This is a genomic window from Amphritea pacifica (assembly GCF_016924145.1).
Taxonomy (GTDB): domain Bacteria; phylum Pseudomonadota; class Gammaproteobacteria; order Pseudomonadales; family Balneatricaceae; genus Amphritea; species Amphritea pacifica.
Genome location: NZ_JAFFZO010000008.1, coordinates 35,236 through 57,910 on the forward strand (window position 1 = coordinate 35,236; position 22,675 = coordinate 57,910).

Sequence of the window (22,675 nt, forward strand, 5' to 3'; positions counted from 1 at the left end):
ATCTTATGCCCGGTATAGCCGGGCATAACTGTTTTTCAACCTTCTGAAAAGCCGACTTCATGCAGCTAGATTCTGAATCAAATAACGACCAGTTGCGCCAGGCCTGGGTGCAGTTCAGCAACGCCGTAAGCTATAGCGATTACTGTCAGTACTGGCTGGAGCTGATGTGTACCCGCATTGACGGCGTCACCCTTGCCGCGCTGGTATTGGAGAGTGGCGATGCGGGTTTTCTGCCAACCGCGATCTGGCCGGAAAAGAGTCAGCCGGATGATGAGTTTACTGCGCTGATTGAAGAGGGCATTGATGAGGCGACCGGGTTGGTGCACTCAATGGCATCGGGATGCTATGGCGTGGCATTTCCTATCCGTCTTGACGATCAACTGGTCGGTGTTGTTGCGGTCTCTCTGCGGCTGCCTCAGACTGCTTTGCCCGCCGTAATGGAGCAGCTTCAATGGGGCAGTGCCTGGATTGAGTTGCTGGTAAGGCGACAGCGGGGCAGGGAGCAGGGCGAGCAGTACGACCGCCTTTCAGGAGCCGTTGATCTGCTGTCCGCGGTACTCAGCGAACCCCGTTTCCAACCGTCGGCACTGCGTTTTGTCAATGAGCTGGCCGCTGCCTTTCGTTGTGACCGGGTCAGCTTTGGCATGACCAAGCGCAGTCAGACCAAGGTGATCGCACTGTCTCACAGTGCTCAGTTTGGTAAAAAGATGAATCTTATTCGCCGTCTGTCCGGGGTGATGGATGAAGCGATCCTGCAGCGGGGTGTTATTAACTATAACGTGATTGGTGCTGGCGACAGCCAGATGGTGCTGCGCGAACATGCCCAGTTTTCCCAGTCCGGAGGCAACGGTAATATCCTGACAATTCCGTTGCACAGCGGCGATGATTACTTTGGTGCGGTCACCCTGGAGCGGGCCACCGGTCAGCCTTTTGATGAGCAGGAGCAGGGAAGAATCAGCAGCATTGTGGCGCTATCCAGCGAGGTCTTGCGAAACAAGGAGCATCAGGATAGCAGCTGGCTGCAGCATCTTTACCGGGCCAGCCGTACCCAACTGGGCCGGTTGTTCGGAGCGGCTTATCTGGGACGCAAACTGTTGCTGTTGGGGAGCGCGATAATCGTGCTGTTTTTTACCTTTGCCACCGGCACCTATCGGGTTGCTGCTGACAGTAAGCTGGAGGGTGAAGTCCGCAGAGCCGTGGTGGCTCCCTTTCAGGGTTATCTGGATGATGCCCTGGTGAAAGCGGGTGACCGGGTCTCTGCCGGGCAGGTGATGAGCCGCCTGGATGACCGGGATCTGACCCTGGAGAAGCTTGGCTATCTGAGTGAACAGGCAAAACTGCAACGGCAATATGAGGATGCGGTGGCGCAGCGTGACCGGGCCGAAGCCCAGGTGCTTCAGGCGCAGATGGAGCAGAGCCGGGCGCAGCTGGAACTGGTCGACAGTAAACTACAGCGTACCCGGCTAAAGGCACCCTTTGATGGTCTGGTTATCAGTGGCGATCTGAGCCAGCGTCTGGGCGGTGCGGTTGAGCAGGGTGAAGTGCTGTTTGAAGTGGCCCCCCTTGATAGTTATCGGGTGGTGCTGTGGATCGATGAACACCGTATGGCTGACATCGCCAACGGTCAGCACGGGCGACTGGTGCTGAACGCCCTGCCTGAGGAAAGTTTTGCCTTTACTATTAACCGGGTGACACCGGTGACCGAGGCAAAAGATGGCAGTAATTTTTTCCGGGTGGATGCGCAGTTAAACGACAACTCATCCAGATTGCGTCCGGGGATGGAAGGGGTCGCCAAGGTGGAGGTGGATGAGCGCCACCTGATCTGGATCTGGACCTATCCGATGATCCAGTGGCTGAAGCTTAAACTCTGGTCCTGGATGCCCTGATGTCCACCTCGCTGTTCAGCTCATTCTGGCATCGGGTGGCCGCCGTTAAGCCGCGTTTGCGCTCCCATGTTGAGATAAACCGTCACCTCTATCGGGGGGATGTCTGGTATGTGATTCAGGACGATGCCAGTGGGCGTTTTCACCGTTTTACGCCGCAGGCTTACGCCCTGATCGGGTTGATGGATGGTCGGCGTAATCTGGACGAAATCTGGCACAGTGCTGGTGAACAGCTGGGCGATGATATGCCCTCTCAGGATGAGGTGATTCATCTGTTATCTCAGCTCTACCGGGTCGATCTTATTCAGACCGACGTGATTCCTGATATTGCCGAAGCGTCAGAACGGCGGGAGAAAGACCGGCGCAGTAAGCTGCTGGCGATGGTGAAGTCCCCCCTGGCGATAAAAATTCCGCTGCTCGATCCCGAGCCGTTTCTTAACCGGACGGCAGGGCTTAGCCGCTGGTTGTTCAATCCGCTGAGTGGCCTGATCTGGCTCTGTTGTGTCGGCTGGGCGTTGATGCAGGCGGGCTACCACTGGGATGCGCTGACTGAAAACCTGGCTGACCGGGTACTGGCAGCGGAAAACCTGTTTCTGATCTGGCTGGTCTATCCGTTTGTCAAACTGATCCATGAGTTTGGTCACGCTTATGCCCTGAAGCGCTGGGGGGGCGAAGTGCATGAGATGGGGTTGATGTTCCTGATCTTTATGCCGATTCCCTATGTCGATGCATCAGCCTCTGCGGCCTTTACTAACAAGTATCCGCGGATGATGGTGGGGGCTGCGGGCATTGTTGTTGAGGCCTTTATCGCAGCGATTGCGATGGTAGTCTGGGTGTATGCTGAACCGGGGCTGGTGCGCAGTGTGGCCTTTAATGCACTGCTGATCGCAGGTGTCTCGACGCTGCTGTTCAATGGTAATCCTTTACTGCGCTTTGATGCCTATTATGTGTTAGCTGATTTTCTCGAAATTCCCAATCTGGGGTCCCGCAGTACCCGTCAGATAGCGTATCTGTGTAAGCGCTATCTGCTGGCACAGGAGCATGAGGAATCACCGGCTTACAGTCGGGGAGAAGCGCGCTGGATGGTCTTTTATGCGATTGCCAGTTTTATCTATCGAATTTTTATTACTATTAGCATAGTGCTGTTTGTTGCCAGCCAGCTGTTCTTCATCGGCATTCTGCTGGCGATACTGTCGCTCTATAATATGTTTGGTAAGCCTTTATTTAGCATCGTTAAATATCTTTTTATGGATCGGAGTATGGTACAGAAAAGAGGCCGGGCGGCCCTGGTGGTCGCCGTGCTGACAGGCTTGACCGGAGTGCTGTTATTTGTGGTGCCCGTACCGCGAATGTCAGTGGTTCATGGAGTTTTCTGGGCGCCTGATTCGGCGCGGCTGATGGCCGGTAGTAATGGCTTTCTGGAAACCGTTGCGGCGGCCTCAGGGGAACCGGTGAAAGCCGGACAGGTGCTGTTTATAAGCCGCAATGCTGAACTGGAATCTCAACTTGACCGAACCGCCGGCCGGATTAAAGAGCTGCTGGTGCATTACCGTACCGCGGTGGCAGAGGAACGGCAAAATGAAGCGGGGATCATTCTTGAAGAGATACAACAGGCCCGGGCAGAACTGAGCCGGGGGCTTGCTGAAAAGCGTGGACTGCAATTAACAAGCCCCGCCGATGGCATATTCCAGTTGGCTCTGCCGGTTGACCCTAAAGATCGCTTTATCCCCCGCGGCACCCTGATGGGCTATCTGTTGCAGGCCGGGGATTACCGCATCCGGGCCGTCGTCGGACAGAGTGATGTTGAAGCGGTGCGTAATGATCTTAAGGGGGTGTCTGTGAGGGTGTCTGAACGTCTTGAGAAGACTATTCCGGCAACACTGGTGGGGGAGGTTCCCAGCGCTCAGAAAGCCCTGCCCAGTGCCGCGTTATCAGTGGATGGTGGCGGTCAGTTTGCCCTCGACCCAACGGTGAAAGAGCGCCCGGAAGCATTTGAACCGGTGTTTCTGTTTGATCTGCAAGTGAACAATATGCCAGTCTCCCGTATCGGAGAACGGGTCTATGTGCGCTTTGAACACACCCCTGAACCGATCGGTTTTCGTCTCTATCGGCAGATCCGCCGGACCCTGCTACGGCAACTGGAGTTCTGATGAGCAGGAGCGCGGGGCATGCCCCGGCGGACTACCGTCACAGACCCGAACGCCCGGTGGTTCAACTGGACTGGCTGGAACGGTTGCAGCGACGTGTAGTGGGGCGTTTAGAGCTGCATCCCTGGCGTCTTAAGCTACGTCAGAAACGCTTTCTCGCGGCGGTTAGGAGGCATAGCCAACCGCTGGGGACTCAGGCCGATAGCGCACTGCTGCAGCGCGCGCGGGAGCTGGGAACACGGATGCGACAGCAGGGCTTTAACGACCATTTGCTGGCCGAGCAGTTTGCCATTATCCGCGAGATCTCTGGCCGGGTTCTGGGGATGCGTCACTTTGACAGTCAACTGACCGGCGGCTGGATTATGGTGCAGGGCCGGATTGCGGAGATGAAAACCGGCGAGGGTAAAACCCTGACGGCGGTGCTGCCGGTCATCGCAGTGGCACTGGCGGGGCTTCCGGTACATGTGATTACTGTCAACGATTATCTGACCGCCCGTGATGCTGAAGAGATGGCACCACTGTACCGCTGGTTTGGTTTATCCCTGGGGGTGGTTACTCATGAGGTCGATCCGGTGGGGCGGCGGGCAGCGTATCAAAGCGATATTGTCTATATCACCGGTAAAGAGCTGGTGTTTGATTATCTGCGTGATCAGATGAAACTAACCCATCAGCACCCTCTCAGAATGCAGGTGGCCGCGCTCAAAAGCACCCGTGTTGAAGCACAGCTTCAGCTGCGCGGGTTGCACTTTGCCCTGGTGGATGAGGCAGATTCGGTGTTGATCGATGAATCCCGTACGCCATTGATTATCTCGGGGGTACAGGGAAATGAAGAGGAGCAGCGATTTATTGAAACCGGCTGGCGGCTTTCCTTTGAGTTGCAGCAAGATCATGACTTTTTGGTTGACCGGGAACGCCGTCATATCGATCTGACTGAGGCGGGGCGTAATAATCTGCAACGGTTAAGTGAAACTCTGGGGCCGCTCTGGAAGGGGGCCATTCGCCGCGAGGAGATTATCCATAAGGCGCTGCTGGCGCGGTTTATCTATCAGCTGGATAAAGATTATCTGGTACGCGAGGGCAAGATTGAACTGATTGATCCGCTTTCGGGACGGGTCATGGAGGGGCGCTCCTGGGAGAAGGGGCTGCATCAGATGGTCGAGCTTAAAGAGGAGTGTGAACTGACCCAGCAGCGGGTGACGCTGGCACGGATCAGTTATCAGAATTTTTTCCGCCGTTATCTGCACCTGTCTGGTATGACCGGCACCGCCTGGGAGGTGAAAGATGAACTGTGGCGGGTCTACGGTCTGGCGGTTAGCCGGGTGAAGCCGAACAGGCGCGAGCAGCGTAAAGAGTTGGGAGCCCGGGTGTTTGCTACAGATCAGGAGCGCTGGCAAGCGGTTGTTGAGCATAGTCGTCGGCAGGTTGAGCAGGGGCGGGCTGTGCTGATCGGAACGGCTTCCGTATCCGCTTCCGAAACTGCCAGCGCGTCACTGAAACAGGCAGGACTGGCTCACTATCTGCTCAGTGCCAAGCAGGATAAACAGGAAGCGGAGATCGTCGCAGCCGCCGGGCAGCCGGGCCGGATTACAGTAGCCACCAACATGGCGGGGCGTGGCACCGATATCAAATTAGCGCCTGAAGTCAAACAGGCGGGTGGGCTGCATGTCATACTCACCGAGCATTATGAATCCAGCCGGGTCGACCGGCAACTGGCCGGCCGCTGTGCCCGACAGGGAGATCCGGGCAGTTTCGAGATGCTGCTGAGCCTGGAAGATCAGCCGCTCAGATCCCTGCGGGGTAAGAGCCTGATGCCAACCTGTCGTAGTCTGGGACTTGCCAGTCGGGCAGGGCAGCAGGCCGCTCGGAATCTGCTGCGGGCGGAGCAGCAGTTTGTTGAACGGCAGAACTATCTGGCCAGGCAGTCGACCCTTGAGTATGATCATAAACAGAAAGACCTTTTAGCCTTTGCAGGATCGGTAGATTAATGTTCAAACCTCTTTTATTACTGACAGTTATGCTTTCCGGTACCGCTTTGGCTGTGACCGATACAGAAGCTGAAAAACTACTGACCATGCCGCTGGAAAACAGCGCTCCCTCCACCGCTGAAACAACCGCCGGCAGTGGTAACAAAGCGCTGGCTTCCGACTGTTTGCTGACCCCCAGTGTCGATGCCAGTTTAGCCAGTCCGGTGGTTGGCGTCATCGATAAGGTGCTGGTGCAGCGGGGTGATCTGGTAAAAAAAGGGCAGGTGCTGGTGAAGCTTCGATCCGAAGTGGAACAGGCAACCCTGAAACTCAACCGGGCTCAGGCTGAATATGGAAAGCGTACAATACAGCGTAATATCGGGCTCTATGAGCGTAATCTGATCTCCGAACAGGAGAAAGATGAGATCATTATCAACAACCGTCTGTACGGCTTTGAAGTGGCCCAAACCGAGGCGATGCTGGGCCAGAAAACGATTCGCAGCCCGATCGACGGCGTTGTTGTAGAGACCTTCCTTGATCCCGGCGAATATGTGGGCGATGCGCCAATTCTGCAGGTTGCACAGCTGGATCCTCTGTATATAGAAGCGGTGGTGCCGGCCCGCTATTTTGGGGCAATCCCCACTGACAGTACCGCCGAAGTCACTCTGGAAGAGCCACTGGAGAGTAAACACTCGGCGAAAGTTGTTATCGTCGACCGGGTATTGGACGCCGCCAGTGGTACGTTTGGTGTCCGGCTCTCATTGCCTAATCCCGGTTACCGGTTACCCGCTGGCCTGAAGTGCAGTATCCGCTTCGATCTTTAACAGCAATAAATTATAGCGGTGGTATAATCCGCTCATCTTTAGCACGCATTGCGAATAGGTCATGAAAGAGATCATCCTGCTCAACATCTCCGGCCAGGATAAGCCGGGCGTTACCTCCTCTATTACCAGTATTCTTGCCCAGTTTGAGATCGATATTCTCGATATTGGCCAGGCGGTTATCCATAATACCCTGTCACTGGGCATTCTGATCGGCGTTCCTCAGGAAGCGGAAGCGTCCAGCTTACTACGGGATGTCTTGTTTAAAGCCCATGAGATGGATATGAATATCCGCTTTGAACCGGTTACTGAAGCTGAATATACCGGTTGGGTTGGTGAACAGGGTAAGTCGCGTCATATTATTACTTTGCTGGCGCGCAAGATCACCGCTGAGCATATTGGCAAGGTCACCCAGACTGCGGCTGATCATGGTCTGAATATCGATAATATCAGCCGCCTGTCGGGCCGGGTCTCTATTGGAGCCGCCGCGCTGGAAAAAAGCGGCGAGAAGACCCGTGCCTGTGTCGAGTTTTCCGTGCGGGGTGCGCCGGCAGATTCCGCCCAGTTGCGCGAAGAGTTCCTGCGTATTGCCAGTGATCTGGATGTGGATATCGCCTTTCAGAAGGATGATATCTACCGTCGCAATCGTCGTCTGGTGGTGTTCGATATGGATTCGACCCTGATTGAGGCGGAAGTGATCGATGAGCTGGCTAAAGAAGCGGGTGTTGGCGAACAGGTTGCTGAGATTACTGAAGCTGCGATGCGGGGCGAGATCGACTTTACCGAAAGCTTTACCCGGCGTATGGCGCTGCTAAAGGGGCTGGATGAATCTGTACTGGAGCGGATCGCCCACAGCCTGCCGCTCACCGAAGGGGTTGAGGAGCTGGTCTCCAAGCTGAAAGCGCTGGGCTTTAAAACAGCGATACTGTCTGGCGGTTTCAACTACTTCGGTAACTATCTGCAGCAGAAGATGGGCTTTGACTACGTCTATGCCAACGAGCTTGAGATTGTGGATGGCAAAGTCACCGGTAACGTTACCGGCACCGTCGTCGACGGTAAGCGCAAGGCAGAACTGCTGCGTAAGATCGCAGAGAAAGAGGGGGTGAGCCTGGAGCAGACCATCGCTGTCGGTGATGGCGCGAACGATCTGCCGATGCTCTCTATCGCCGGTCTGGGTATCGCTTTCCGGGCCAAACCGCTGGTGCGACAGAGCGCCAAACAGGCGATCTCCACCCTGGGGCTGGATGGGATTTTATACCTGATCGGCTTCCGTGACCGGGATACGCTTTAAGAGCAAAGAAGTGGCTAGACGCGGCTTCGCCGCTTGAGAAATCAGAACGCTGCTGCGCAGCTCGCTAGCCGCTAGACGTCACTTCGTGACTTGCTACTAGAAAAAGCAAGAGCTTAAAGCCCCGCCTTCTGGCAAGATATTCCACTCATTCCCACGCTCCCGCGTGGGAACGGGATATGAGTTACGTGACGGATGGATCAAGCTTCACTATGGCAAATGAGACGCCCTCGGTTTTGGCTTCCTGCTTCACCCTACCTCCTGAATCCTTTCAGTCGTGTGCGGACTCGCATGCAGGGTGTTGTGGCGGCTGAGGGTTAGAGACCCTCGGCTACCCGATTATGTGCTAAATCATTCATACCCATCAAGTAACCACTATCGATTTGTAAATCACATCTCCATATCCACAAATGAGAGTAGAAGATACTGTGAGGAAGTGGATCATAATTTTTACAAAATTATTTAAACTGTTAAACCACAAACCCGAGAAAGGCTGAGGAGCATCGGGATTTTTGCTGAGTATTATTGATGCACTCGAAAGCTTCTTTATAAGAAATAACTCGGAAAAAATACAAAACACCAGACTCAAACTACCAGAGCGCTGAAACCATGAATCTGACTCCACATAATCTGGCATGAAATACCCAGACCATCCAAAATTCCAGCATAAAAAGCATGCAACCAGTAACGAGAAAGCCACCAATATGCATTGATTATCGATCTTGGTTAGTTCACTCAATTCATAGCTTTCATTCATGGAAATAACCTGAACCCTTTCTCACATAACAATTTATTATTGAGCCCATGTAAGCTTTGCTACCTTGCAAGGTACATTTATATTCAGAGATGGGTAAAGGTGTCTCGCATAAGCCGTCAGTATCAGGAATAGTGACTCAATATGCAAAGGCAAGTGCGGCCAGAGAGGAAAAGAGGATTAATGGTATTTGGTATTCATCCTGAATATCCGTCTGAACTGTCTTACGCGCCTTGCTTAGCGACACAGACCCGTTAAAATCACAGACTACGATACGGGTACTCCAGTTACCCATCCGATTTAACTATACCGCAGTTATCCTATCGATGACTACAGTGGCTGTTTCTCTTTGCTTTTTCTAGCAGTCGCGAAGCGACGTTCTAACTACTAGCCAGCGGCGAAGCCGCGATCTAGCCACGGCTCTTTATGTTTTTTCTAGCAGTCGCGAAGCGACGTTCTAACAACTAGCTAGCCGCGAAGCGGCGATCTGAAGTTATCGGCGAAGCCGCGATCTAGCCACTGCTTTTAATACTATTCAAAAAAATCGTAGGTCATATCTTCGGCAGGGGGTTGCAGGTAGTAGCCCTGAATATAATCGACCCCCAGTTTCCAGAGTTTACCCATGAGGCGGGTGTCTTCAACCAGCGGGGCGATGCTGCCGATGCCCGAACCTTTCAGGTCTTTGATCAGGGCCGCGAAGGCTTTGTCCGATTCCGATGAATTACTCAGATCCTGGATGTAGAAACCGTCCAGTTTAACCAGATCGGGTTTCAGTTTTTTGCGCAGCAGTTCACGGTTTTCAGAGACGCCAAAATGTTTGATGCAGAACTTGCAACCCAGTTTTTTCAGTCCAAAGCGGAACTGTTCGGCCTGCACCTGGCTGGTGCTAAGGTCTGACTCACTGGCCTGGAAGACGATCATCTCAGCTGGGATGCGGTGTTCCTTAAGCTGATCTGCAATCCAGTTCAGAGCATCTGCATCCTGATAAAAGCCAGTGGTCAGGTTGATAAATAACCGGCTTCGCTGATGCTGCCTGAGTTGCTCTGCGACACGGACAAAAGCGTGTTGAATAACCCACTGATCGATTCGGATACTGATATCGGCGTTGTCCATGGTCGCCAGGAAAACGTTGGGCGATAAGCCCTCCTCACCCTCGTTTTCCTGCAAGCGCAGGAAGACTTCATAGTTACCCCAGCCATTGGCCGATGCCAGCGCGACAATGGGCTGAAACAGGATACGGAACTTGTCGTTTTCCAGTGCATCGACGATCATTTTGATTGAAGAGTCATCGATATCATCATGATCTTCATCTGCCAGCTCAAACAGTTTGACGCCGTTACCCCGCTGGCCATTGTTAAGCACTTCATCCGCAGCAACTCTGGCACGGTCTATCAACTCGATGTAGTGGGGGGCATTATCATTGATTGAGCAGACCCCGATGCTGCAGGTGGTCTGTACGCTGCTGCCGGTGACATCAATATTTAACTGCGCGATCGATTGGCACAGCAGGTCGGCAAGCTTTATCGCTTTATCGGGGCTGGGGTCATGGAACAGAATGGCAAATACATCCTCTTCCAGGCGGGCACAGATATGGGTTTTGTTGATCTTCTGTTGCATTAACTCGGCGACATCTGCCAATACAATATCGCAACCGCTGGTCCCCAGTTCAGATTGCAGAGCGCTGTAATTATCAAATCTGATATACAGGAGATGGCAGTCTGATCCCCCGGTGAGTGCCCGGTGAACGGCTTTTTCCAGGGCACTTATAAGGTAGTTGGCATCAAACAGACGGGTGGTTGGGTCGAGGTTTTCGAAACTCTCTTCATTGCCCCTGATCTCCGGGCTGATAATAACCTGAAGGCAGTCCTGATTGAGATAACGCGTCTGCTGGATATTGAAATGCGCCTGAAAGTTTGTGCCATCGACACGGCGTGCTTTCAGCTCAGTTTTAACGCCGTGACTGTTACTTTGCAGAGCGTCCTGTAGTGCTGTTTTTAACAGATCGCGGTCTTTTAAAACGGTGAACTTATCCAGCGGTTCATACTGCTGGTCGTTACTGTCATCCAGACCAAACAACTCAGAGAATGCCGGGTTGCTATACAGGGTTACCAGATCAGAGGTGAGATAGATAACCGGTAGTTTTGACAGTTCTGCCAGTTGCTGACAGCGCTTTTCAGATTCGGCCAGTTGTGCCTCAACAATGCGCAGACGTCGCCGGTTTTCCAGGTGCTCCAGTTGTCTGCGAATCTGAATCAGCAACAGCTCCTGTTCCTCCAGCGAGATCACCGTGGCCATCCGGGCCTTCAGCCCCTGTAGCAGGGCCTGACTGTTGCTTTTGGGTACCAGTTGAATAATCGGGATATCTTTGTTCAGCCGGTGAAGAATCTGTACTGCCTCTTTGGCACCGAACTGGCCTTCTACCTGAGGACTCAGAATCAGGTCCCAGGAGCGTTCGCTGAGGGCCTGGTGAAACTCTTCGGCCGACTGTGCCTGCTGCCCTCTGGGGGCGAGACGTGCGCCCCGCAACAGCGTGATAATCGGATCCGCTTCCGCTGCGGTCAGGCCGAGAAACAGGATGTGCACATTTTTGCGCAGTCGCTGTCGCTTTTCAGAAATAATCCTTTTTAACAGGCCATCAGGTGCGCCTGTTGCTGCTTGTCCGCTCATGGTTTTCTTCTGCAGTTAAAACACTCTATGGATCTCTGAGTGTATCCGCTTTGAGTTGATCTGTCAGCGGGAAGGCTGTTAAAAAAACAGTAGCTCGTAGCTTGAAGAGCCGTCGCTCGTTGCTCGACGTCACAAAGAGCGTGACTTGTTCGTTGCTCGGAAAGCCTTCTTAAGCGAGTATGTGATGATTTATGGAGTAAGAGCTTTGTAAGAAAGTTATTCTATCTGTCTGGCAGGATCAATTATTTGCTTTTCCTAGCTACTAACGACACTAGCCACTTATCGTTTATGTACCAGGTGGTTGTGTGGACTTGGAATTATTTTAAGAACTGAGTAGCTTGAAGCCAGGAAAGAATGGCTGGGGTAGGAGGATTCGAACCTCCGCATGACGAGATCAAAACCCGTTGCCTTACCGCTTGGCGATACCCCAGCAAAAATGGTGGCAATAGCGGGACTCGAACCTGCGACCCTCGCATTATGAATGCGATGCTCTAACCAGCTGAGCTATATTGCCATCTATATAACAGTGGGTTTAATAACCGTTATATAAATATGGCTGGGGTAGGAGGATTCGAACCTCCGCATGACGAGATCAAAACCCGTTGCCTTACCGCTTGGCGATACCCCAGCATTGTCTGATAAGTGAATGGTGGCAATAGCGGGACTCGAACCTGCGACCCTCGCATTATGAATGCGATGCTCTAACCAGCTGAGCTATATTGCCTTAGCACTTATCAAGGCCGCGAATTATTCTCTTTTTTACCAATCATGTCAACCAATTGGCGGGAAAAAACCGGTCAATTTCATTGCCTTTTGTCAGGCAAAAAAATAGCCATCCTGAATGGCTTCAGAATGGCTGTTTTTTGTACGAAAAACAGGGTGAAGTCGGAGAGACTTTCCCGTTTCTGTATTAAACGTTAAAGCGGAAGTGGACCACATCGCCATCTTTGAGGATGTAATCTTTCCCCTCAAGACGCCATTTGCCTGCATCCTTGGCACCCGCTTCGCCCTTATACTGGATGAAGTCGTCATAGCCAATCACTTCGGCGCGGATAAAGCCTTTCTGGAAGTCGGTGTGGATAACGCCGGCGCCTTCAGGCGCTGTTGCGCCCTGTTTGACAGTCCAGGCCCGCACCTCTTTAACCCCGGCGGTGAAGTAGGTGTGCAGCCCCAGCAGGGAGTATCCGGCGCGAATTACCCGGTCCAGGCCTGGCTCTTCCATGCCCATCTCCTGCAGAAACTCGAGTTTCTCTTCATCTTCCAGTTCAGAGATCTCGGCTTCCATCTTGTTACAGATGACCACTACCCCTGCACCTTCCTCTTCAGCGAGTTTAATGACTTTGTCGAGATGAGGGTTATCCTCAAAGCCATCTTCGGCTACGTTGGCGATATACATGGTCGGTTTAACGGTCAGCAGGTGGAACTGACGGATCTCCGCCTGCTCTTCGTCATTCAGTTCAAGGGCGCGAACCGGTTTGCCCTGTTCCAGCTGAGCCAGCACTTTTTCCAGGATTACTTTGGATTTCAGGGCGTCTTTATCGCCGCTCTTGGCAACCCGCATCACCTTGTTCAGCTGTTTCTCAACCGACTCAAGATCAGCCAGGGCCAGTTCGGTATTGATGATCTCGATATCATCGATGGGATCGATTTTATTGGCGACGTGGATAACATTATCATCTTCGAAGCAGCGAACCACGTGCGCGATGGCATCGGTTTCGCGGATGTTGGCGAGAAACTTATTGCCCAGACCTTCACCTTTGGAGGCTCCGGCAACCAGGCCGGCAATATCAACAAACTCCATGGTGGTTGCCAGAACCCGCTCAGGTTTAACAATCTCAGCCAGAGCATCCAGACGGGGATCCGGCATAGGAACAACACCGGCATTGGGTTCAATTGTGCAGAAGGGAAAGTTTTCTGCGCCAATGCCCGCTTTGGTCAGGGCGTTAAACAGAGTCGATTTGCCTACATTTGGCAAGCCAACGATGCCGCATTTGAAACCCATGGCTGTAATCCTGTCGTCAGTTGTTCGGCTTAAAAGAGTGTAAGGTTGTCATCGCTTTGTGCCAGTCGCCACCGGCGGCCTGTTCCAGTACCCGCATCGCTTCATCGCAAGCCGCTTCGGTTATGCTGAACTCGGACGCGGGGGCTTTTTTCAATACAAAGCCGGTAACCTCGCCTGCGCTGCCCGGGTGTCCGATGCCGATGCGCAGGCGATAAAAATTCTTGTTGTTGCCCAGTTTGCTGATAATGTCGCGTAAACCGTTATGTCCGCCGTGACCTCCGCCTTGCTTAAAGCGGGCAACACCGGGGGGCAGATCGAGTTCGTCATGGGCGACCAGTATCTGTTCAGCAGGAATCTTATAAAAATTAGCCAGTGAGGCAACCGCCTGGCCACTGAGATTCATAAAGGTGGTTGGGATCAGCAGATGAACGGGGTTGCCATTCAGTGTGATCTTGCCGTACAGACCGTGAAACTTCGTTTCTGGTTTGAGTCGGATAAGGTGTCGGGCAGCAAGCTGCCCGACAAAGTCGGCTCCGGCATTGTGACGGGTCTGGTCATACTTCTGGCCTGGATTGCCCAAGCCAACGATCAGTTGTATCTGGTCTTGCATACCGGAGCCTGTGGTCAGCTATTACTTGCCTGCTTTAGCTGCGCGAGGTGCGTAAGCCTGAGCGATACCCTGGTCACGGTCAGCACCGCGACGCAGTTGTACAATCTCAACACCTTTTGGCAGAGTGATGTCAGACAGGTGGATAACCTGGTCCATCGCAACGCCAGACAGATCAACTTCCAGTGCTTCTGGCAGGTTTTCTGGCAGGCAGAGAACTTTCGCAGTGTTTTGCTGGATAGTGAATTTACCTGACGCTTTACCGGCTGGAGACTGGTTGAAGTTAACAAAGTTCAGCGGCACGATGATTTCGATAGGCGTAGATTTAGTGACGCGCTGGAAGTCAACGTGCATCACAGAGCTTTTAGCCGGGTGACGTTGCAGGTCCTTAACGATCACTTTTTCTTCTTTACCTTCCAGTTCCAGAGTCAGAATAGAGGAGAAGAAGCTTGGATCTTCGATCTGTTTAACCAGAACGCGGTTTTCCAGAGAGATAGACACAGGCTTTTTACGCTTGTCACCGCCATAAACTACAGCAGGAACAAAACCAGTATGACGCAGGCGGCGGCTCGCACCTTTCCCTTCGTCAGTACGAGGCTGTGCATTCAATACAAAATCGGTCATTTTAATACCTTCAGTAAAAACAAAACTGCAAACACCTTGCGACCAGGTACTTGCAGTTATTTCAGTAAGCCCACAATGGGCACGTTTTCCCGTTTGGGATATATATCAGCTACCGTTAAGATCGCGGCCTTAACGGAACATTGCGCTGATAGATTCTTCATTGCAGACGCGGCGTACCGCTTCTGCCAGCATCGGTGCCAGAGTTAGCTGGCGGATCTGAGAACAGTTCGCTGCAGCTTCACTCAGCGGGATGGTGTCAGTGACAACCAGTTCATCAAGATCAGAACCTGAGATATTGCTGATTGCAGCGCCGGATAGTACGGCGTGGGTTGCATAAGCGACTACCTTCTCGGCGCCATTCGCTTTCAGAGCTCCGGCGGCTTTGCACAGGGTGCCTGCGGTGTCACACATATCGTCGACCAGAATACAGGTACGACCGCGCACATCACCGATCAGGTTCATAACCTGTGCCTCGTTGGCCTTCTCGCGACGCTTATCGATAATCGCCAGGTCACAACCAAGCTGCTTGGCAACCGCTCTGGCACGTACCACACCACCAACATCAGGCGAGACAACAATCGGGTTGTCATAGCTCTGACGAGCGATCTCATCCAGCAGTACCGGAGATCCGTAAACGTTATCCACAGGGATATCGAAGAAACCCTGAATCTGGTCTGCATGCAGATCGACCGTCAGTACCCGGTCGATACCTACACCGGCCAGCATATCGGCAACCACCTTGGCGCTGATGGCAACCCGGGCGGAACGTGGCCGGCGGTCCTGACGGGCGTAGCCGTAATAGGGGATAACCGCTGTGATCCGGCTGGCAGAACCGCGACGCAGTGCGTCAGCCATGACGATCAGTTCCATCAGGTTGTCGTTGGTTGGCGCGCAGGTGGACTGGAGGATAAATACATCCTTGCCACGGGCGTTCTCGAGAATCTCAACGCTGATTTCACCATCGCTGAATTTTGTTACTGAGGCTTCGCCCATGGGAATATCCAGGCGCTCTACAACTTTCTCAGCCAGCTGGCGATTTGCATTGCCAGTGAAGACCATCATTTTAGGCACAGTGTCTACCTTCTCGGATCTGCAGTCGTTAAATTGAGATTCGTACTTTGTTTGTGACGGGGCTTCCACTCTACTTAAACCTCATTAAAAAGGGGTCAGGAGCCGTTGCCCGGCCAGGTTCTTTAACTCCCCGATCAGGGGGCAGGTTAAAGTTGGCTGGGGTAGGAGGATTCGAACCTCCGCATGACGAGATCAAAACCCGTTGCCTTACCGCTTGGCGATACCCCAGTAACCCAAATCTACGGGCTGAGCCCGTAAAAGAGGCGCACATTTTCCCGGAACAGGAAGTTAAAGTCAAACATATGGCGCTGAAAATCGGTAATTTCAGAGTTGTATCTGCCACTCTTTGGCGATGATGGTCAGTCGCAGATCGTTGCGGCTGATAGTCAGCTTCTCCGGCAGCATATATCCGTTCTGGTTGGTAAATCTTAAGTAGTTGATTTCCCAGTTATTCTGCTGCAGTTTTTGCAGATGTTGCTGTTTCATGCTGAGCTCGAAGGGGTGTCCTGGTGCGGGAATTCCCCTGATCCAGTAGGGCAGGTCCCGCACCGGGAACTGCCACCCCAGGGTTTGTTCCATCAGCTGTTCAGGGGTTGCGGCCCAGAGGGGGGCCTCTCCGGCGATATCGATGGTGATGCCATCATCGTCACCTTCGATGCGGGCGCCCCCCTGACCCAGCGGGCCGGTCAGCTCAATCTGATAGTGCTGTTGCAACTGCTGCCAGAACAGGCTGGCGTTGTTATTTTCGCGGGCGGTACGGATCGCGATTTTACCTTTCAGTTGCCAGCTGTCCGCTGCTAACAGAGCTGGGTATTGCTCCTCCCAGGGACGCTCTGTAGGCGCCACCTGGTCTTTGGGTGTCAGTCCGGTACAGCCGCTCAGTAGCAGGATCGCGGCTAAGATCAGTAAACGTAATCGCATGGTGTTATCCGGTCACTTATTCCTGATCTTAATCCAGAGGGGCGTTAATAGAGGTCGCCGCTTCGATTAAGAACTCATTATCCGGGTGCTTCAGTTGCTCCTGTTTTAATAGCTGCAGTGCCTGTTGCTGCTGTCCCGCGGCATGGTAAGCCTGAATCAGATGGGCGCTGACCTCCGGATCGGGAAACTGGTCGTAGGCCTGTTGCAGGAAGCCTACCGCTTCAGCGGCTTTGCCCTGTTTCAGCAGTATCCAGCCCATGCTGTCGAGGATTGCCGGATCGTCCGGGGTAAGTGCTAAGGCTTTGCTGATCAGCTCAAAGGCTTCATCAAACCGGTCGGTGTAGAGCGTCAGTGTATAGCCCAGCGCGTTCAGCGCCATACTGTTGTCCGGTTCCAGCGCCAGTACCTGTCGCAGATCTTTTTCAATCAGACCTATATCCTGGGGATCAAGGGTCATCGCCCTTGTGTAGAGCAGGTTGGCATCATCTGGATGCAGCTGCAGGGCTTCATCAAGACTACTCAGCGCGGCATCCTTATAATCATGCAGGTTGAGCCATTCCGCTTCCATGACGTATAGCTGAATATCGATTTCGGGCATATTGCCGCGCGCATCCTGCAGAATATTTTGTAGTCGGGTGCGGTTGTTGGGGTGGTCGAGCAACGCCCCGATACGCCGGTAAGCCTGGAGGATATTGTTAGGGTCTTTGACTTTAAGAAAATGACTGATCGCCTCTTCTGTATGGTCTTCATGCTGTTCAATCAGGCCCAGATAGTAGTGGGGCGTGGTATTGTCCGGGTAACGTTGTAGCAGCTCCTGCATAATGTTGCGGCTCTGTTCCACCTGTTCGTTTTCCAGCAGGAGCAGGGCGGTGTAGAAGGTTAGCTGCGGTTCATCCGGGAAAGTATCCACCAGCAGCAGGGCCTGTTTTACCGCTTTTTTCGTTTGTTTTGACTGGAACAGCAACTGGACATAGAGGGTGAAGATTTGCTGATCAGGCTGATCGGCGGCCAGCTGTGGTTCAAGCACTTTGATCGCCTGACGGTAATCCCCTTGTGACCGCAGTAGTTCCGCTTTCTGTATCACCGCTTCCAGGTGATCCGGGTCTTCAGCGATAGCCGCGTTAAAACGCTGTAAGGCCTTGATGTTGTTGCCCTGAACTCCGTAGAGAATCCCCAGGGTTGTCAGCAGGGTGGCATCGGTCTCCTTGCTGGCATGCTCCTCCAGAAGTTTAATGTAGGCGTCGGCTTCTTCCGGGCTGAACTTGTCAGCCTGGGCGCTGATGATCATCAGTGTCTGTTTATCGGAGTGGTGTAGCGCTTTACGCAGCAGCGGTAGGGCTGCGGTGAAATCGCCTTTGCGCAGTAACAGACTGGCAGAGATCAGGTAGGGCTCGGGGTTGTCCGGCTCTGCTTTTTGCCAGAGTTTGCTGGCTTCAAGCAACTGATCATCCCGTTGCAGGTACTGGGCAATATAGGTGGCGCGCTTGGCGATCTCCGGATCACCGGTCATCTGTGCCTGATGCAGATAGTTGTTCAGCGACAGATCAAACTCCTTTCGCTGTCCGGCAATTTCCGCCACGATCAGCTCGTACAGGGTTTCCCGGTTGAGCTCTCCCGGATGGTATTCCACCGGGGCGAGTGGAGTAACCTCAGTGTCGGGCCCGGGTTTGCTAAACTTGCCGGTGCAGCCACTTAACGTCATCAGTGCGGCTATTAAGGTAACGGCAACCGATGTTGCGGCTGTTTTTACAGGAGTAGGTGCTTTCATTTTGCTGATTTTATCTGTCGCAAAGAGATTGATGGCTCCACTATAGATGAATCGCAGGGGTGTTGTCATATATGGAAGTAAATTGCAAAAAATTGACCTGATGCGGCACGGGTATTTTAACCTTTCAGTGAATAAAGTGTATTATTACGCGCTATTTCAATCTGGGTGATATTTTCCTTTATGGCTTTGCTCGCATTAGGCATCAATCATAAGACAGCTTCGGTCTCGGTCCGGGAGAAGGTCGCTTTTGCACCAGAGCAGATGGCCGATGCACTGGCACAGGCCTGTGAACTGGCGCATCTGAAAGAGGTGGCAATTCTCTCGACCTGTAATCGAACTGAGCTTTACTGCTCCACTGAGCTGGAAGGAACCCGTGCGCTGTTAGAGTGGCTGGGCAGTTATCACAGTCTTGATCCGGATGAGTTGCAGCGCTGCAGTTATGCCCATTGGGGGCAGGAAGCTGCTCAGCACATGATGCGGGTAGCCAGTGGTCTGGATTCTCTGGTGCTGGGTGAGCCGCAGATTCTGGGCCAGCTTAAGTCCAGCTATGCGGTGTCACAGAGTGCCGGAGTCGTGGGGGCAGAACTGGATCGCCTGTTTCAGCAAACCTTTGCCGTGGCTAAGAAAGTCCGCACCGATACGGCGATTGGTGAAAACCCGGTCTCGGTGGCTTATGCGTCGGTGAGTCTGGCGCAACATATCTTTGCCGATCTGAGCCAGAGTAAAGCGTTGTTGATCGGTGCAGGGGAAACCATTGAGCTGGTCGCCCGGCATCTGTCCGAAGCCGGCGTTAAACAGATGACCGTGGCCAACCGGACGCTGGTGCGAGCCGAGGCGCTGGCGGAAGAGTTTAATGCCCGGGCTATTTTGCTGGGGGATATTCCTGACGCGCTTGAAGATGCCGATATTGTTATTGCATCGACCGCCAGCCAGCTACCGATTCTGGGTAAGGGGGCGGTTGAGTCAGCGCTGAAAAAGCGCAAACATCGTCCCATTTTCATGGTGGATATCGCGGTTCCCCGGGATATTGAACACGAAGTTGCTGAGCTGGATGATGTCTATCTCTACACCGTTGATGACCTGAAAGAGGTGATCGAAGAGAATGTGCGCAGCCGTGAAACCGCCGCGCAGGAAGCGGAAACCCTGGTAGAGGCGGGTGCCTCGGAATTTATGCGTCAGCTGCGCGCTCTGGGGGCCGTAGAGACCGTGATGTCGTTACGCCAGCAGGCAGAACAGCTGCGCGATGTCGAGCTGGAAAAAGCGCTACGGCAACTGAGCAATGGCAAAGATGCGCAGGCGGTACTCAGCAATCTGGCTCGCGGTTTAACCAATAAATTAATTCACAGCCCCACCGTACAGCTGCGTAAAGCCAGCGCCGAGGGGCGTGATGACTATCTCGAGATGGCGCAGGATCTGTTTCAGCTGTCTCATAATGTAAAAGAAGACTGATTAGTGATGAAAGAATCGATTGCCCATAAACTGGAAAGTCTGGCCGACCGTTATGAAGAGCTGGCGGCGTTGCTGGGGGATGCCGGGGTTATCTCTAATCAGGATAAGTTTCGTGCTTATTCTATGGAATATTCTGAGCTGGAACCGGTGGTTAAATGCTTCCAGTCATACCAGGCTGCTGAAGCCGATCTGGAAGAAGCACGGATGATGCTGGATGATTCAGACCCCGATATGCGGGAGATGGCGAAGGAGGAGTTTTCTGCCGCTAAGGAGAATATTGAGACGCTGGAGCAGGAACTTCAGATTCTGCTGTTGCCGAAAGACCCGAATGACTCCCGTAATGTGTTTGTTGAAGTGCGGGCGGGAACCGGTGGCGATGAAGCTGCTATCTTCTCTGGTGATCTGCTGCGGATGTATACCCGCTATGCAGAAAACCAGGGCTGGAAGCTGGAGATTATCAGCGCCAGCGAGGGGGAACATGGCGGTTATAAAGAGGTTATTTCGCGCATAGTTGGTAAGGATGTGTATTCGCGCCTGAAATTTGAATCCGGTGCGCATCGGGTGCAGCGGGTCCCGGAAACCGAATCCCAGGGGCGGATTCACACGTCCGCCTGCACCGTGGCGGTGATGCCTGAGATGGATGAGGTCAGTGATATTGAGATCAATAAGGCTGATCTGAGAGTTGATACCTTCCGCGCCTCGGGGGCCGGTGGACAGCACGTCAACAAAACCGATTCTGCGATCCGTATTACGCATATTCCCACTGGCGTAGTGGTTGAGTGTCAGGATGAGCGTTCACAGCACAAGAACCGCTCAAAAGCGATGTCTCTGCTGGCGTCACGTTTGCAGGCGGCAGAGCAGGAAAAGCATGCTGCGGCTCAGGCCAGCACCCGTAAGTCACTGGTGGGCAGCGGCGACCGCTCTGAACGGATCCGCACCTATAACTTTCCGCAGGGGCGGATTACCGATCACCGTATCAATCTGACCCTGTATAAACTTCAGGAAGTGATGGAAGGTGCTCTGGGCGCGGTGGTTGATCCTCTGGTCAGTGAGTACCAGGCGGAGTTGCTGGGTGCCCTGTCTGACGAGAACTGATGATGAAGATCAGTGACGCTCAGGCCTGTGCCGGGCAGCTTGCCGCGACCAGCGATAGTCCGGCAGCCGATATCGAACTGCTGCTCTGTCATACCCTTGAATGCAGTCGTACCTTTCTGTTTACCCACCGGGACGATCCCCTGACTGCGCATCAGCAGGCGCAGTTTGAGCGGCTGATTCAGCGCCGTATTCTGGGGGAGCCTGTGGCGCACCTGACCGGCAGTCGCGGTTTCTGGACCCTGGACCTGGAGGTGAATGCCACCACCCTGATCCCCCGCCCCGATACCGAGTGCCTGGTAGAAAAAGCGCTGGAACTGCTGCCGTCGCAGGCTGCCAGAGTCCTGGATCTGGGCACCGGAACCGGCGCCATTGCACTGGCGCTGGCGTCGGAACGCCCAACCTGGAGTGTGGTTGCCGTTGACCGGGTGCCGGAGGCTGTTGCCCTGGCAGAAAAAAACCGGCAACGAATCGGGCTGGAGAATGTCATAGTATCAGAGGGTAGCTGGTTTGAGCCGGTTGCCGGGCGGTTTGAGCTGATTGTCAGCAACCCGCCCTATATCGATCCTGATGACCCGCATCTGGGGCAGGGGGATGTGCGTTTTGAGCCGCTGAGCGCGCTGATCGCAGAGGATCATGGACTGGCCGATCTTCGCTATATCGCCAGCGAAGCCCGCCATTATCTGGTAGATGGTGGCTGGCTGCTGTTTGAACATGGCTATGATCAGGCGGTGAAGGTGCAGCAGCTGCTCGCTGATCTGCACTACCACGAGATCGGAACGGCACAGGATTATGGGGCGAATGACCGCATCACCTGGGCTCGCTGGACAGAATCAGTGAAACAAGAGAAGAGATGTGATGCTGAATGATGATCAGCTGTTGCGCTACAGTCGCCAGATTATGCTGCCTGAGGTGGATATCGCCGGACAGGAGTCCTGGTTAACCGCCTCTGTGCTGATTATCGGCCTGGGAGGGCTGGGCAGTCCGGTGGCGATGTATCTGGCTGCAGCGGGCGTCGGTCGTCTGGTGTTGGTGGATGACGATCAGGTTGAGTTAACCAATCTTCAGCGGCAGATTATCCACCGTACGGCGACCATCGGGATGGCCAAGGTTGATTCGGCGAAAGCGACCATTGCCGGGCTCAATCCCGATACTGAGGTGATAGCAATCAACACCCGGCTGGATCAGGCAGAGCTGGAAAAGCATGTGGCTGATTGCGATCTGGTAGTCGATTGCTGTGATAACTTTACTACCCGTTTTGCGGTGAATGCTGCTTGTGTAAAGCATCAGACTCCTCTAGTTTCAGGGGCGGCGATACGCCTCGAAGGGCAGGTGGCGGTGTTTGATCCGCGTCGTGAAGGTGCCCCTTGCTATCGCTGTCTCTATCGGGATGGCGATGATGAAAATCTGACCTGCGCCGAAAGTGGCGTGCTGGCACCGCTGGTCGGTATTATCGGCTCGGTGCAGGCGATGGAAGCATTAAAAGTACTGGCGGATCTGGGTGAACCGCTGGTGGGCAGGTTATTACTGCTGGACGGTCGCCATATGGACTGGCGAACACTGAAGCTGCGACGGGATCCTGAGTGTCCCTGTTGCGGCGATAAAAATATATAAGAG

17 protein-coding genes and 5 tRNA genes are annotated in these 22,675 nt (G+C 53.6%); 9 read left to right on the plus strand and 13 right to left on the minus strand.

The genetic code is table 11. The annotated features are described in order from the left end of the window. Positions 1 to 59 precede the first annotated feature (59 nt). The 5 genes from JW499_RS05600 to serB all read left to right on the plus strand — a co-directional run bounded on the left by JW499_RS05600 (position 60) and on the right by serB (position 8,106). Entirely contained in the window at positions 60 to 1,886 is a 1,827-nt protein-coding gene (locus tag JW499_RS05600; protein ID WP_205209685.1) for an efflux RND transporter periplasmic adaptor subunit, read from the plus strand. Beyond that, positions 1,886 to 4,033, plus strand: a complete 2,148-nt coding sequence (locus JW499_RS05605) for a hypothetical protein (RefSeq protein ID WP_205209686.1) — start codon at positions 1,886 to 1,888, stop codon at positions 4,031 to 4,033. Before JW499_RS05600 ends, JW499_RS05605 begins: the two co-directional genes overlap by 1 nt. Next, complete coding sequence (locus JW499_RS05610) at positions 4,033 to 6,015, plus strand: preprotein translocase subunit SecA (RefSeq protein ID WP_205209687.1); 1,983 nt, start codon at positions 4,033 to 4,035, stop codon at positions 6,013 to 6,015. Before JW499_RS05605 ends, JW499_RS05610 begins: the two co-directional genes overlap by 1 nt. Further along, complete coding sequence (locus tag JW499_RS05615) at positions 6,015 to 6,818, plus strand: efflux RND transporter periplasmic adaptor subunit (RefSeq protein ID WP_205209688.1); 804 nt, start codon at positions 6,015 to 6,017, stop codon at positions 6,816 to 6,818. Before JW499_RS05610 ends, JW499_RS05615 begins: the two co-directional genes overlap by 1 nt. Positions 6,819 to 6,879: 61 nt before the next feature. Then, entirely contained in the window at positions 6,880 to 8,106 is a 1,227-nt protein-coding gene (serB, locus tag JW499_RS05620; protein ID WP_205209689.1) for a phosphoserine phosphatase SerB, read from the plus strand. A 361-nt stretch (positions 8,107 to 8,467) separates the two neighbouring features. Here the strand turns inward: serB and JW499_RS05625 are convergent, their stop codons facing one another. The 13 genes from JW499_RS05625 to JW499_RS05685 form a co-directional block, all read right to left on the minus strand. After that, positions 8,468 to 8,860 carry a hypothetical protein gene (locus JW499_RS05625; RefSeq protein WP_205209690.1) on the minus strand — a complete coding sequence of 131 codons (393 nt, stop codon included), beginning with the start codon at positions 8,858 to 8,860 and terminating at the stop codon, positions 8,468 to 8,470. Positions 8,861 to 9,388: 528 nt separating this feature from the next. Then, positions 9,389 to 11,524, minus strand: a complete 2,136-nt coding sequence (locus JW499_RS05630) for an EAL domain-containing protein (RefSeq protein WP_205209691.1) — start codon at positions 11,522 to 11,524, stop codon at positions 9,389 to 9,391. Positions 11,525 to 11,879: 355 nt separating this feature from the next. Next, a tRNA-Gln gene (locus JW499_RS05635) sits at positions 11,880 to 11,954 on the minus strand. A 7-nt stretch (positions 11,955 to 11,961) separates the two neighbouring features. Further along, positions 11,962 to 12,038, minus strand: a tRNA-Met gene (locus JW499_RS05640). A gap of 39 nt (positions 12,039 to 12,077) precedes the next feature. Continuing rightward, positions 12,078 to 12,152 (minus strand) — tRNA-Gln (locus tag JW499_RS05645). A gap of 19 nt (positions 12,153 to 12,171) precedes the next feature. Next, a tRNA-Met gene (locus tag JW499_RS05650) sits at positions 12,172 to 12,248 on the minus strand. A 186-nt stretch (positions 12,249 to 12,434) separates the two neighbouring features. Then, positions 12,435 to 13,526 carry a redox-regulated ATPase YchF gene (ychF, locus tag JW499_RS05655; RefSeq protein ID WP_205209692.1) on the minus strand — a complete coding sequence of 364 codons (1,092 nt, stop codon included), beginning with the start codon at positions 13,524 to 13,526 and terminating at the stop codon, positions 12,435 to 12,437. Positions 13,527 to 13,542: 16 nt separating this feature from the next. Next, positions 13,543 to 14,136, minus strand: coding sequence for an aminoacyl-tRNA hydrolase (pth, locus tag JW499_RS05660; protein WP_205209693.1), 594 nt, complete (start codon positions 14,134 to 14,136; stop codon positions 13,543 to 13,545). Between the two features lie 21 nt (positions 14,137 to 14,157). Continuing rightward, on the minus strand, positions 14,158 to 14,757 hold the full coding sequence (locus JW499_RS05665) for a 50S ribosomal protein L25/general stress protein Ctc (protein WP_205209694.1): 600 nt from the start codon (positions 14,755 to 14,757) through the stop codon (positions 14,158 to 14,160). Positions 14,758 to 14,886: 129 nt separating this feature from the next. Beyond that, positions 14,887 to 15,828 (minus strand): ribose-phosphate pyrophosphokinase, encoded by a 942-nt coding sequence (locus JW499_RS05670; RefSeq protein ID WP_091360156.1) that lies wholly within the window; start codon positions 15,826 to 15,828, stop codon positions 14,887 to 14,889. A 153-nt stretch (positions 15,829 to 15,981) separates the two neighbouring features. Continuing rightward, positions 15,982 to 16,056: transfer RNA gene (locus tag JW499_RS05675), tRNA-Gln, on the minus strand. Positions 16,057 to 16,152: 96 nt separating this feature from the next. Next, positions 16,153 to 16,749 (minus strand): lipoprotein insertase outer membrane protein LolB, encoded by a 597-nt coding sequence (gene lolB, locus JW499_RS05680; RefSeq protein WP_205209695.1) that lies wholly within the window; start codon positions 16,747 to 16,749, stop codon positions 16,153 to 16,155. Positions 16,750 to 16,777: 28 nt separating this feature from the next. Continuing rightward, the gene (locus tag JW499_RS05685) at positions 16,778 to 18,517 is read right to left on the minus strand and encodes a tetratricopeptide repeat protein (protein WP_205209696.1); all 1,740 of its coding nucleotides are present in this window, start codon (positions 18,515 to 18,517) and stop codon (positions 16,778 to 16,780) included. Positions 18,518 to 18,697: 180 nt separating this feature from the next. On the opposite strand from JW499_RS05685, the gene hemA reads away from it, so the two are divergent. From hemA to JW499_RS05705, 4 genes are read left to right on the plus strand one after another with little or no spacing between them, the layout of a single operon-like run. Further along, positions 18,698 to 19,966: a glutamyl-tRNA reductase gene (hemA, locus tag JW499_RS05690; RefSeq protein WP_205209697.1), complete on the plus strand. Its 1,269-nt coding sequence runs from the start codon at positions 18,698 to 18,700 to the stop codon at positions 19,964 to 19,966. Between the two features lie 6 nt (positions 19,967 to 19,972). Further along, on the plus strand, positions 19,973 to 21,061 hold the full coding sequence (prfA, locus tag JW499_RS05695) for a peptide chain release factor 1 (RefSeq protein WP_205209770.1): 1,089 nt from the start codon (positions 19,973 to 19,975) through the stop codon (positions 21,059 to 21,061). Continuing rightward, on the plus strand, positions 21,061 to 21,927 hold the full coding sequence (gene prmC / locus JW499_RS05700) for a peptide chain release factor N(5)-glutamine methyltransferase (protein WP_332874412.1): 867 nt from the start codon (positions 21,061 to 21,063) through the stop codon (positions 21,925 to 21,927). Before prfA ends, prmC begins: the two co-directional genes overlap by 1 nt. After that, positions 21,917 to 22,672, plus strand: coding sequence for a HesA/MoeB/ThiF family protein (locus JW499_RS05705; protein WP_205209698.1), 756 nt, complete (start codon positions 21,917 to 21,919; stop codon positions 22,670 to 22,672). Before prmC ends, JW499_RS05705 begins: the two co-directional genes overlap by 11 nt. Positions 22,673 to 22,675 lie beyond the last annotated feature (3 nt).

Coding starts and splice junctions, on each gene's coding strand:
- JW499_RS05625 (WP_205209690.1), bottom strand. CDS start 8,860: ATGAATGAAAGCTATGAATTGAGTGAACTAACCAAGATCGATAATCAA.
- lolB (WP_205209695.1), bottom strand. CDS start 16,749: ATGCGATTACGTTTACTGATCTTAGCCGCGATCCTGCTACTGAGCGGC.
- prfA (WP_205209770.1), top strand. CDS start 19,973: ATGAAAGAATCGATTGCCCATAAACTGGAAAGTCTGGCCGACCGTTAT.
- pth (WP_205209693.1), bottom strand. CDS start 14,136: ATGCAAGACCAGATACAACTGATCGTTGGCTTGGGCAATCCAGGCCAG.
- JW499_RS05630 (WP_205209691.1), bottom strand. CDS start 11,524: ATGAGCGGACAAGCAGCAACAGGCGCACCTGATGGCCTGTTAAAAAGG.
- JW499_RS05600 (WP_205209685.1), top strand. CDS start 60: ATGCAGCTAGATTCTGAATCAAATAACGACCAGTTGCGCCAGGCCTGG.
- serB (WP_205209689.1), top strand. CDS start 6,880: ATGAAAGAGATCATCCTGCTCAACATCTCCGGCCAGGATAAGCCGGGC.
- JW499_RS05705 (WP_205209698.1), top strand. CDS start 21,917: ATGCTGAATGATGATCAGCTGTTGCGCTACAGTCGCCAGATTATGCTG.
- prmC (WP_332874412.1), top strand. CDS start 21,061: ATGATGAAGATCAGTGACGCTCAGGCCTGTGCCGGGCAGCTTGCCGCG.
- ychF (WP_205209692.1), bottom strand. CDS start 13,526: ATGGGTTTCAAATGCGGCATCGTTGGCTTGCCAAATGTAGGCAAATCG.
- hemA (WP_205209697.1), top strand. CDS start 18,698: ATGGCTTTGCTCGCATTAGGCATCAATCATAAGACAGCTTCGGTCTCG.
- JW499_RS05605 (WP_205209686.1), top strand. CDS start 1,886: ATGTCCACCTCGCTGTTCAGCTCATTCTGGCATCGGGTGGCCGCCGTT.
- JW499_RS05685 (WP_205209696.1), bottom strand. CDS start 18,517: ATGAAAGCACCTACTCCTGTAAAAACAGCCGCAACATCGGTTGCCGTT.
- JW499_RS05665 (WP_205209694.1), bottom strand. CDS start 14,757: ATGACCGATTTTGTATTGAATGCACAGCCTCGTACTGACGAAGGGAAA.
- JW499_RS05610 (WP_205209687.1), top strand. CDS start 4,033: ATGAGCAGGAGCGCGGGGCATGCCCCGGCGGACTACCGTCACAGACCC.
- JW499_RS05615 (WP_205209688.1), top strand. CDS start 6,015: ATGTTCAAACCTCTTTTATTACTGACAGTTATGCTTTCCGGTACCGCT.